This window comes from Pantoea stewartii subsp. stewartii, assembly GCF_008801695.1.
GTDB classification, from domain to species: Bacteria; Pseudomonadota; Gammaproteobacteria; order Enterobacterales; family Enterobacteriaceae; genus Pantoea; species Pantoea stewartii.
The window spans coordinates 1-10,536 of sequence record NZ_VZPF01000116.1 but is presented as its reverse complement, the minus strand read 5'-3'; the positions used below and the strand labels follow the sequence as shown (position 1 = coordinate 10,536).

General features: G+C 47.6%; 7 protein-coding genes and 4 pseudogenes. 5 read left to right on the top strand and 6 right to left on the bottom strand.

Features of this window, described 5'->3' with window-relative positions; translation table 11 throughout:
* Positions 1-78 precede the first annotated feature (78 nt).
* From F7Q90_RS26945 to F7Q90_RS23290, 4 genes and pseudogenes are all read left to right on the top strand, one after another.
* Positions 79-192: pseudogene (locus F7Q90_RS26945) on the top strand (helix-turn-helix domain-containing protein); the annotation flags it as partial.
* A 416-nt stretch (positions 193-608) separates the two neighbouring features.
* A complete protein-coding gene (locus F7Q90_RS23300) occupies positions 609-1,391 on the top strand; it encodes a SprT-like domain-containing protein (RefSeq protein WP_006122320.1) in 783 nt (260 codons plus the stop codon).
* A 119-nt stretch (positions 1,392-1,510) separates the two neighbouring features.
* Positions 1,511-2,164 carry a ParA family protein gene (locus F7Q90_RS23295; RefSeq protein WP_044243477.1) on the top strand — a complete coding sequence of 218 codons (654 nt, stop codon included), beginning with the start codon at positions 1,511-1,513 and terminating at the stop codon, positions 2,162-2,164.
* 40 nt (positions 2,165-2,204) lie between these two features.
* On the top strand, positions 2,205-2,438 hold the full coding sequence (locus F7Q90_RS23290) for a hypothetical protein (protein WP_004178129.1): 234 nt from the start codon (positions 2,205-2,207) through the stop codon (positions 2,436-2,438).
* 37 nt (positions 2,439-2,475) lie between these two features.
* On the opposite strand, the gene F7Q90_RS23285 is transcribed toward F7Q90_RS23290, so the two are convergent.
* From F7Q90_RS23285 to F7Q90_RS23250, 6 genes and pseudogenes are all read right to left on the bottom strand, one after another.
* On the bottom strand, positions 2,476-2,817 hold the full coding sequence (locus F7Q90_RS23285) for a hypothetical protein (protein WP_044243473.1): 342 nt from the start codon (positions 2,815-2,817) through the stop codon (positions 2,476-2,478).
* Between the two features lie 60 nt (positions 2,818-2,877).
* Positions 2,878-3,351 (bottom strand): thermonuclease family protein, encoded by a 474-nt coding sequence (locus F7Q90_RS23280; RefSeq protein ID WP_044243471.1) that lies wholly within the window; start codon positions 3,349-3,351, stop codon positions 2,878-2,880.
* 36 nt (positions 3,352-3,387) lie between these two features.
* A complete protein-coding gene (gene mobC, locus F7Q90_RS23275; RefSeq protein WP_044243468.1) occupies positions 3,388-4,143 on the bottom strand; it encodes a MobC family replication-relaxation protein in 756 nt (251 codons plus the stop codon).
* An 8-nt stretch (positions 4,144-4,151) separates the two neighbouring features.
* Positions 4,152-5,631 (bottom strand): annotated as a pseudogene (locus tag F7Q90_RS23270) (type IV secretion system DNA-binding domain-containing protein); the annotation flags it as partial.
* A gap of 167 nt (positions 5,632-5,798) precedes the next feature.
* Positions 5,799-6,071 (bottom strand): annotated as a pseudogene (locus F7Q90_RS27385) (MFS transporter); the annotation flags it as partial.
* A gap of 1,161 nt (positions 6,072-7,232) precedes the next feature.
* A pseudogene (locus tag F7Q90_RS23250) lies at positions 7,233-9,077 on the bottom strand (DNA topoisomerase); the annotation flags it as partial.
* Between the two features lie 42 nt (positions 9,078-9,119).
* On the opposite strand from F7Q90_RS23250, the gene F7Q90_RS23245 reads away from it, so the two are divergent.
* The gene (locus F7Q90_RS23245) at positions 9,120-10,106 is read left to right on the top strand and encodes a hypothetical protein (protein ID WP_006122301.1); all 987 of its coding nucleotides are present in this window, start codon (positions 9,120-9,122) and stop codon (positions 10,104-10,106) included.
* Positions 10,107-10,536: the final 430 nt, after the last annotated feature.

The window sequence follows — 10,536 nt, the reverse complement described above, 5'->3', positions numbered from 1 at the left end:
TGCGTCCTGTTTGGCGTGCTTTCATACAAAATTACTGGTACTAAAAAAAGCGCAGTACAGTGAATCTGGAGGTGTCCGGTGAGACTGATAAGCCATGAAGAGCTGCATAGCGAGTGGATGCAGGATGATGAATATCGCGCTGCATGGTACGAAGAAGAACGTCAGAATAAGCGTAATGAGCCGCTTACGGATGAAGTAGAACAGTAGCTTTATCTTCTTTCTGAACAGAATTCAGCCAGTACCGCAGGACTGGCTTTTTTGTTTCGGTTAGCCCCGAAATTTGGTTCGCCAAATGCCTTTTATGTTAAATCCACAATTTCTATATAACAAATAGCGATTAGCGCTGTTTTCTCGCGTCAAGGCGTCATTTGTATACGTGATTTCCGGTCAAACTGACCGACACCACATGGTTAATTTTTTGTTAATATTCCCGAAAGCGTTAACAAATTTAACATCTTTCCATTTCCCCCGCCTTTCCCTACGAACCGTCGATAATATCACTTTCTATTTTTCTATAATTATATAATAATATGACTTCGGTCACGGTGTGGATTGCCGCCAAACCCTACAATTGTATTGTGCAATACAATTCTTATGGAGATAGTGTTATGTCCGATATCAAACCCGCAATTAAGGCATACAGTGAGCTTCAACAGGCTTATGACTGGTTCAATCTTTCCCTCTTTGATAAGGCTCTGCCGGATCTGCTGATTACGTTACAGCGCGGTCGTAACACCTTTGGTTATTTCGCGCCTGAACGCTTCACAGGGGAATCCAGCGTATCGGAGCTGGCGATGAATCCCGATTACTTCGGTGGCCGTTCGCTGGCCGATACCCTGTCAACACTGGTGCATGAAATGGTGCACGTGTGGCAGCATTACGCCCCCGTTAAAAAATGCCGGGGCGGCTATCATGATCGTGTATGGGGCGCGAAGATGGAGGAAGTCGGGCTTATGCCATCAAATACCGGCTTACCTGGCGGGAAAAAGAACGGGCAGCAGATGACGCACTACATTATCCGTGGTGGCCGCTTTCAGAAAGCCGTGTATGACCTGCTTAAAAATGGCTTCTCTATCTCCTGGTATGACCGCTGGTCTGACGGAGCAATCGTTACCTCAAAGATTAACAGCGATATCCTCGATGACTGGCTGGCCGTCACCGATGAAAACGATACTGACCTTATCAATCGGCTATCACTGACCGTCAGCAAATCCCGCCCGGAACTCATTCCAGACGATGACGATCTCAGCGTCATGATCAAACCGCCAGTAAAGGGTACTGGCACCCGCATGAAATTTACCTGCCCGGAATGTGGGCTGAACGCATGGGCGAAACCCTCCGCTGTATTGCTTTGCGGTGAGTGTCGATGTGAGCTTATGGCGGCAGAATAAAAAAAATGTATAAACCTATAATTATATTGTTATAGGTTTATATTTACTCTTTTGTGTGGCTGCGCTACACTCAAACCAAATCTATATTTTTCTATAAAAATATTTTAATAGGGGGTTGTATGACCGCTGTTATTGCACTGGCTAACGGGAAAGGCGGGGTGAAAAAGTCCTCGATGTCACGGGCTATCGCTACCGAGTATACAAAGGCGGGATGGGGGGTTCTTGGGCTGGGGCTGGATATGGATATCGATCAGGGGTCTTTCCTGGACTGGGGGCAACGCCGGTTGCGGAATGGTTTTGAACCTCCGGTGACAATTCAGGGATGCGGGACGGTTTCACAGGCGAAGAAACAGATTGAATCCGGGCAATGGGATTTGATTGTCATCGACAGTGCGGCGTATGCGACGAAATCGTTACTCAGCCTGATTGATATTGTCGATTTGCTGGTACTGCCGACAGGGTTTAGCGTGGACGATCTACGAACGACCGTTACGACCGTAAACGCGCTGCGTAACAAAGGGCATTCGACAGATAAAATGGCGGTGGTGTTTGCGGGGGTAAGTGAAAGTGAGAGTGAATATCGCGCGGCGCTGGAATACCTGCAACCCTGCGGCGTTCCCGTCATTCCGGGCGCTATTCCTTTTCTGACATCGTTCAGCCAGGCGCAGGATAAAGGGCTTGCTCTTACGGAGTCGCCTTTTCCTGGCCCACGGCAAAAAGCTGATGATGTTGTGCAGGGTGTGATCGACCGACTGACAACGCTTACGCAGTAGTATATAATAATATAATTATATTTATCTATGAGGTGATATTATGGCGAACGTCCCAGCAAAACCGCGCAATACCAAAGGTGAGCCGCCAAGCCAGGCGGACACGGAACACGGCTTTAATCCTACCCGGAAAAGTGCTGATGGCCGTAAGGCACAGCTTAACTTATACATTGATATGGAGCTGAAACGTGAGTTCCGCTCCATTGCTGCGGCCAACGATATGAAACATGGGGAGCTATTCGAGGCGTACCAGGAATTCTGGAAAAAACATCATTGAGTCACCCGGTATCCCGGCCACTGGCCGGGTGATACCATCACTGAACGTAGCCCTGCCACTTATCCAGGATTCTTTTTTCCAGATCGACGTACAACCCGCCTCTGACCAGGAAACCGACCAGGGCAATAGCTATCAATGCAACGATGGCTTGAGCGCATCCCTCAGTAAACGATTCCGGCAGGTTTTGGCCTGAGTGCTGCATGATGAGGCCGAGTCCGAAATACGTAAGAAAGGTACAAACAAAGCCAATCATTCCGATTCTGGTGATCCATTCCGCCACTTTGAATGACCAGTATTTCAACGGCATCTCCCGTTTAATGTCACGAATAACCATTGTGTCTATCTTATGGGTCAGTGACTGAAATTTAGCGAATATCATAAGTCCCTCGTCCGTCTAAAAATTAACCTTACCATATCAGAATTATATAAAAATATAATCCTATTTGTTCTGTTTGCGCCACTTCCACGGCTCCACTGGATCAGATGACGACCACAGCCCGATTCTATGCCGTCTGGCTTCTTCTTCAAGGCGTAGCATTGTTTCGTCACTGGCACGGCCATGATAGCGGTAAGCCCACGCCATACCCGCTTTAATCTGTTCTGCGTTGATATTGATACCGTCAATCATCAATGTTCCCAGCCAGCGGCCATAACGATCTGTATTGTTAGCTATGACCTCCGTCTGTTTCTGGACAGCCAGCTTTAACAGGTTCTGCTTCGAGCGCTGGCCGAACGGTTGCCCCGATTCCGGGGCATCGATACCGTTAAGGCGAACTTTTACCATTTTGCCATCGGTGAGTACCTGGACAGTATCACCATCGACGACCCGAACAACACGGCCAGAAAAGTCAGCCAGGCAAAGGGCGGGGAAAAGCAGGGGCAGAAACACAAGCAAACGAGATCGGCATTTCATTTGCCACACCTTATAAAAATAGATTTATATAAATAATCACTGGCCGCCGCTGGCGGCTGCTTGCTCCAGTTCATCAATGGTGCGGAAAAGAAACATTTCACGGTTCTTCGTGTCGAACGGCACCGGAACGTTGTTCCTCATTACCGTTTTGATGGAGTCAAACAGCCGGATTAACGATGTTTTGGTTTTGTCATCCGGCATGACATACATCGCGTAGTGCCAGCGTCCGGCATCGCTGGCCGCCAGATGGCTGTTAATGATGTTGATATAGCGTGCGCGGGTTTTCATCGAGCGCTCAGTTTCGACGGCGACGATAGCGCCGCTATCTAACGTGATAATCCCGTCAGGACGATGGCGAACGCCAGGATAACGCGCAATAAACTCCCCCCGATCACCATTAAGCCAGCCTTGCCCGCCTTTCTCTTCCAGTGCAATTCTGACCCGATGATTCAGGAGCCGGTGTTCCAGCGTCCAGTATTTGAGTTTCCCCGGCTCAAAATAACCGGGGAATACTTTATCATCAGGTTTAACCACCATCGCCAGCCCTTGCATGGTGATCCCCCATAGTGATTTTTTTCCGGCTATTACCGGGTAATCATGTTTTATCAGAAACCCCAATGCAACTGCTTTATTCAGTAGCGCATACGTTGGGCGGTGACTTTTACCCTTGAACCCAACAACTTTTTTCAGCGTTTTAAAATCGGAGTATGTTTCTTCTTTAAGGAATGTCAGCAATGCAAGCATTTTTCTGTTTGCGGCTTCTTTCCTTTCTGCAACGTTATGAATAAGCATTTCAGCCCTCACAAATTGATTGATGGCTTATGTTCCTGACTTTCATTTTTTTCCGGCGTGGCTTGCTTATACTCAAATGAAAGAAGTTCGATGTTTTCTTTTTTGACCTGAACCTGAAACATCTTTGTAGCTCTTGGTAGTTCGGTTGACGTAAATACAAAACCAACTTTTTCAGGGAGATTTAAAAACATATTACTGTCAACGTAGTAACTTTCTGCCTGTCTTATCATTCGGTCTGTATCCACTTTTTCCGTTAATGATAAATCAGTTCGTACTTTTCTCATTTCATCATCGACCAGGATAGAGCCTGTCATTTTGGCCGCCCATTCTGCTGTTTCGGGATTCTGGATTTTATAAATCAATTTGAATTTTGCGTTTTCAATGATAGCGCCAATAACTGAATCACCATTTAAATCAGACGGGCAGTCACGCAGATCGTCTATCGCCTGAAAAGCCATGAATATGTGCACGCCTTTATCTCGTGCCGTTCCAAGCCCTTCAAGAGCAGGGCGAGAAAGATGATATTTCAACTCGTCGAGGAAAATAGCAACAGTACGCGGGGTGCTGTTTATTCTGTCCCTGGTCTCTGCTATTTGTATCAGCCGGGTCAGAATCATTCTTTGTGCGGAAATTATCTTTTGATTGCGCGTTGAACCAATAATGTAGCAACAACCACCTTCATCAAAAACCTCTTTTAATGAAAATCCTTTGGTGGCATTAATTGAGTTAACTAAAGCAATTTCTTCCAGCTCGCCACAAAATGCGGGAACATCTTCACGTAATGACTGAACAAAGTTCAGTGTTAAATAAATCACGAAGTGTCATTCCTTTTTCATAAATTGCAGATGTATTTCTGGCTGCGCGACGGTCAGAGATACGATAAAAATCAGAAGCCTCCCCTTTTTTAGCCAGGCTAAAGCCAGCGTTAAATAATTCCTCCAGTTGTTCATGAGAGATATCAGCCAGTAAATCAAGCTGGAAATTGAGCTTGTTTAAATTTATAAGTGTGAATTTCTTGCCTGCTTTTTTACATGCTTCCCTAAGTACGTGAGGTGCCCATTCATCATCTTTTGGATCTTCTACAAAAACAGCCTCACCTAAAAGAATAGCCTGATAAAGTAGAACGGTCGCAGTTATGCCTTTCCCGGAACCTGTTGTACCGATAATTGCTGCGTGTTGGGTTTTGAATTCTTTTATGGTTATGTATTGCGGCTGGTCATCTTTGTTTAATCCAATAAAAACGCCTTTCTTTAAATCAATGTAATCGAGTGGATTATATTCTATGGGGTCGGGTAATAGCTCTTTTACTTTGCGTACATCGGTTCGGGTATTTCTCTCCAGCTTGCTTTTCTTAATCATTCGATGTTTTAGGTTGTCAATTTCTCCTGCTAAAAGTCGTCGGGCTGCAATATGAAATATTAATCCTGCTGCCGTAAATATTATGGTCATGATCCATAGCGGAACTCTAAACAGTATGTTGTTGTCGAGTGAGGCTTTGTTGAATAAATGGATTTTATGCTGTGGTACTATGAAAACGGTTGTTTCAGATAACATAAAATCAATGCATTACATGCTTGCGTATGACGGTGTTCTGTCTGGCATCAGCGTTTTCTACCAAAACAGTGCAGACAAAACAGAATGATTACCTATTATTCAACAAAGCCGTCGAGTGACTTAAAAAAGTAGCTCAACCCCTGAATAGTTAGCGGTGATATGGTGCCGAATATAAAAAAGAAAATGGACACACACGCCACCGACTTTAACCAGAATGGGGCGTTCTTTCTTTCCTCTCGGGGAAGGTGGAATATAAAAGGTAATGTAAGACCTGCGAGCAGGGATAATATGACAGGGCTGTTTTGCAGCCATAACAGAAAAAAGGAAAATGCATCGGCAAAGGCATTCAGCCTTTGCATCAGGTGGGAACCCATATCTATTTTCTCCATACGAAAACTGACGTGTTGGGCGCAAAAGATGGGAGCAGCTTATAGGAGCGTAACCACGCTCCCATGCGATGCTCCCATAGTATGCTCCGATGAATAGGCAAAAGGCGCTGATCGCCAGTGGCGATCAAGCCCGTTATCCGCGCTTTCAGAATACAGCCGACCAGTGGTCGTCTGTCCTCTGAAACGCCCGAATGACGGGCAACGGCGTGTGCCATTACGTTCGGGCTGGACGCCCTCACTGCATGACACATGGGGGTAATGTCCCGGCTGGACGCCGAGCCAAAACCCCCGAAGGTCAAAGGCGGCACACCGTCTTGCGCTACGCGCGACCGGCTTTTGGCCGGAGACTTAGGCTCGACGGTGTGCGGGGCAAGCCCCCCACAAAAACCGGCATCTGGGGATGCCTATTTGCTCGCTGGGGCGGCAAATTTTTTGCGGCTCCCCCCGGCTTTTTTCGGCTCACTTGGGGTGAACGCTCAAAAAGTGGGTTCGGCGACGCAAATTAACAATTTCGTTGAAATTGAATTTACTCGCCTCTCACCACTGCGCTGATTTTACGGTCTGGTGATTAGCAATTTTTTCAAAATTGAATCCCCATCCTCGTAAATCTTCGCAGCCTAACGGCAAGGTCAACGGAATAGTTTGTGCCAGTATTATTCAAATCTGGTTGCTGCACATTCATCGCCAAAAATGGAATTTTCTTCGATAGTCATTTCGAAGGTAAAACCGATGTCATCATCGTGATCTACTCCTTTAGAATTCCCTTTTTTTAGATAATGAATTGCAGATTCAAGCTGCCTTATTAAAGATGAATTATCTTTAGTGGTTTGAGCAACGACTTTAACAATGTTAAATGTCTTTGGAGGTGCGATTTTAGGAAATGGGCGTATGCGTTTAACATCGATATCGATATTTGCTGGGCTTTGTTGAATAAATGGATTTTATGCTGTGGTACTATGAAAACGGTTGTTTCAGATAACATAAAATCAATGCATTACATGCTTGCGTATGACGGTGTTCTGTCTGGCATCAGCGTTTTCTACCAAAACAGTGCAGACAAAACAGAATGATTACCTATTATTCAACAAAGCCTGCGCTGCGGTTAAGCGCCGTTTTAACGGGCTGTTTTTCCGTCGCACTGATGGCAATATCGGCGCTCTCAACCAAGCGGGAAACTTCCGCGTAAAGACCATCAATAAATCGCTCGATGGTCATTTCGCCGGTTTCCACTGCTGCCTGTTTTTCAGCCCAGACAGCGGTCATATCCGGCTGCGTCACCGAGTCGGGCAGGGCATCAATTAACGCCAGCCCGGCGGCTGTGGGGATAAATTTCCCCTTTTCCTCGGTGATGTAATCGCGGGTTTTCAGCGTCTCTATAATGGCCGCGCGGGTCGCCGGTGTGCCGATGCCGCCGTGTTCGTCTTTTTTGTCTTTATCCTTCTCCTTGAGCAGTTTTTTTATACGCGGATCTGCCACAAAATCGGCCACGCGAACGAGGGCAGCGAGCAGGGTCGCCTCGGTGAACAGCGGCAGCGGTTTGGTTTTTTTCTCCGATATCACTACCTCGCGGCAGGTTAATGTCGCCCCGGTTTGCAGGCGGCTGATGGCCTCAAACGCGCTGCTGTTTTCGTCCTCCTCGTCCTCGTTTTCCGAGTCGTTCAGGAATACCGTAAAACCCGCATCCCTGGTTTTCCGCGCCGAGACTTTAAATATTTCGTCACCGCATTTAATCTCGGCTAGCGCTTCGTCAAACCGCTTTTTCGCCACGAACTGCACGAGATAAAATTGTGCGATGGCAAGATAGACTGCCTTTTCCTTTTCACTGAGACTGTTTAAATCTGGCAGGGTTGCCGTCGGGATAATGGCGGTGTGGGCGGTGACCTTTTTACTGTCAAACGCCGCGCTTTTTTGCGCCGTGTCGGTGGCAAGGCCGTTAAAAACGTCGAGCGTTTTTAAGGCCGTGACCACCTGCGGCGCGTCGCTGAACTGTTCATCGGACAGATACGAACAGTCAGAGCGGTTATAGGTAATGTATTTACTGTCCTTGAGCTTCTGCGTGATATCGAGCGTCTGCTGCGCGGTCAGTTTGTGCCTGCGGTTCATATGCACCTGCAGGCGCAGCAGGTTAAACGGCAGCGGGGCGGCCGTGGTTTTTCCCCGGTCGGTGGCGGCCGCGAGCACTCTGGCCGGTTTTCCGGCCAGAGCCCTCGCGAGTCCTTCTCCCCAGGCCTTATCCGTCAGCCGCTTTTTATCGTCCACCGGCGCGTATTCGGACGTCTGCCAGCGGGCGCTGACAACGTCAGTACCGCTGATAAACTGCCCGGCGAGCTGATAGTAAAACACCTCGCTGTGCGCCTGATTGTCGCGCCACCGGCGCACAATCATACCCAGCACCGGCGTCTGGACGCGGCCAACAGAAATCGTGCCCTTATAGCCCTTATCACGGGCTTTGAGGGTGTAACAGCGGCTCATGCTGAAGCCAAAAATCGCGTCACCGGCGCTGCGCATCAGGGCTTTCAGGTACATCCCCCGAAAATCGCTGTTATCACGCAGAGAGTTGATGGCTTTTTTCACCGCTGGCGCGGTGTTGTCGTTAATCAGCGCCCGTTTCACCGGCGCGGTGTTCCCGGCGAACTCCAGCACCTCGTCAACCAGGAGCTGTCCCTCGTCGTCCGGGTCGCCGCAGTGGACAACCATTTTGATATCCGGGCGACGAATCAGCTTAATAAGCGTGTTGGCTTGTTTGGCCACGCTCTCCTTTGGTTGTAACCGGACGGGGTACAGCTGTAAGGGGAGGGTGTCGAGTGACCAGGTGGCATAGGCCGGGTTGATTTGCTCAGGAGGAACCATTTCGAGGACGTGGCCAACGCAATAGCTCACGATATCGGTAGATGATTCGGCATAGCCATCATGCCGGGTGAAATTGCCGCCAAGCGCCTTAACAATGTCGCTGGCTACGGAGGGCTTTTCAGCTATCCAGAGTTGTTTCATTATAGTCTCCAGTGAATACTGGTATAATGGAAGGAATGCGAGATGAAAGTCTTATTTGCGTACTGCAATGAACTGAAACGTAGCGTTTCAATTGATGAAGCAAGGAGAGAATATTTCGCTCTCGATGAGCAAGAGCGAAAACGATTTACCTTTACCTGTGACGATCACAATTGTCGCGTGACCGTTACAGGTGTGAATTACCACTTAAAAGCTGAGGACGATGAAAAATTTATTACTGCGCACTTCAGGTCCCGCACGCCACATCACCCGGAGTGTGAATGGCGAAAATTTACAGAAGAGCGGGAACAAGGGCAGAGGTGTGATGAATCTGATGATGATTACAAAGAAAGAAGCTTAAAAAGCTTATTGCATGATTATGTGGACAGTTTCGACCCGTTTATTGCTGGCAGTGATAAAGAAGTAGACACGAGTACAGCAACGTTAACCCATAGCGGGCACCATGTCTCTCTATCGGATGAACCTGAAAATCAGACAGGAGATCCGGGTAAATCACGGTATACACGTACCAGTCAACTACAGCGATTTATTGATACATGGCAGGAGGCCAAAAATAAACTTAAGCCGGAAGAGTTCAATGCACTGACGATAAATATCGTTAATTATGGTCGGGTGCCTTACGCTGAATATGTTACGCATATTTCAAAGGGGCTGCATAATCCACATAATGGCGTTATTTTTGGTGGCGCGACTGATTTCAAAGCGTTTGGCGATGGATTCCGCTTAAGGTTTTATGACAAAGTCGATGGAAAAAAGCTAATTCTATATGTGGATAAGAAAATAGTTGGGCGCTCAAGGCAAGGGCGCTATATCAAAGATATTCTTAACACTCCGGATATCCGGTATTTCAAAGTGTATTTGCTGAACCCGACGTTTAGCGGCCGAACAGATGCCGGGGGGAACTCTGTTATAAACCTTGAAATTACCGACCTGCGCCAGATGGTTGTCTATCTGGGCGCTGCGGTAAAAACGAAAACTGACGATTCAGCGTCTGAAGAAAGTGAAGGCTGAAGCTGGTAGTGAGACGCAAGCCGAGTGACCAGGCACATGATGTCAGTGATATCAGGCAAACTTATCACTTTGTGTGTCACCCGGATTTCATCGTCTGTCACTGACGAAACGTCCAGTTTATATTCGCAAATTGTCAGCACAAAAATAACGTCCTTTGCGTTCCAGAAGAGCAGCTCAGTCACAGCCCCTCCTGCCCGATAACAGTTCATGGTGAATTTGTCGGGGGGCTGAATTGCAGTGTAAAGGCTTTCCAGAAAGGGAAGGCTGATATCGCGATGAATCATGTTGTCGGTTGATATATCGGTAAGCGTCACATTTAAACCGTCTGTGCAGCGGGCTCCGGTTCCGGGAAAATAGTGTCCATCATTTTTTAATGGACACTATCGCGTGAAACACCGGACATGGCTCCTTGAGGCGCTTCGCCTCCATT

What these genes read in the sequence shown, in the direction of transcription:
- F7Q90_RS23300 (WP_006122320.1), top strand. Translation starts at nt 609, where the DNA reads ATGTCCGATATCAAACCCGCAATTAAGGCATACAGTGAGCTTCAACAG.
- F7Q90_RS23280 (WP_044243471.1), bottom strand. Translation starts at nt 3,351, where the DNA reads ATGAAATGCCGATCTCGTTTGCTTGTGTTTCTGCCCCTGCTTTTCCCC.
- F7Q90_RS23295 (WP_044243477.1), top strand. Translation starts at nt 1,511, where the DNA reads ATGACCGCTGTTATTGCACTGGCTAACGGGAAAGGCGGGGTGAAAAAG.
- F7Q90_RS23290 (WP_004178129.1), top strand. Translation starts at nt 2,205, where the DNA reads ATGGCGAACGTCCCAGCAAAACCGCGCAATACCAAAGGTGAGCCGCCA.
- F7Q90_RS23245 (WP_006122301.1), top strand. Translation starts at nt 9,120, where the DNA reads ATGAAAGTCTTATTTGCGTACTGCAATGAACTGAAACGTAGCGTTTCA.
- mobC (WP_044243468.1), bottom strand. Translation starts at nt 4,143, where the DNA reads ATGCTTATTCATAACGTTGCAGAAAGGAAAGAAGCCGCAAACAGAAAA.
- F7Q90_RS23285 (WP_044243473.1), bottom strand. Translation starts at nt 2,817, where the DNA reads ATGATATTCGCTAAATTTCAGTCACTGACCCATAAGATAGACACAATG.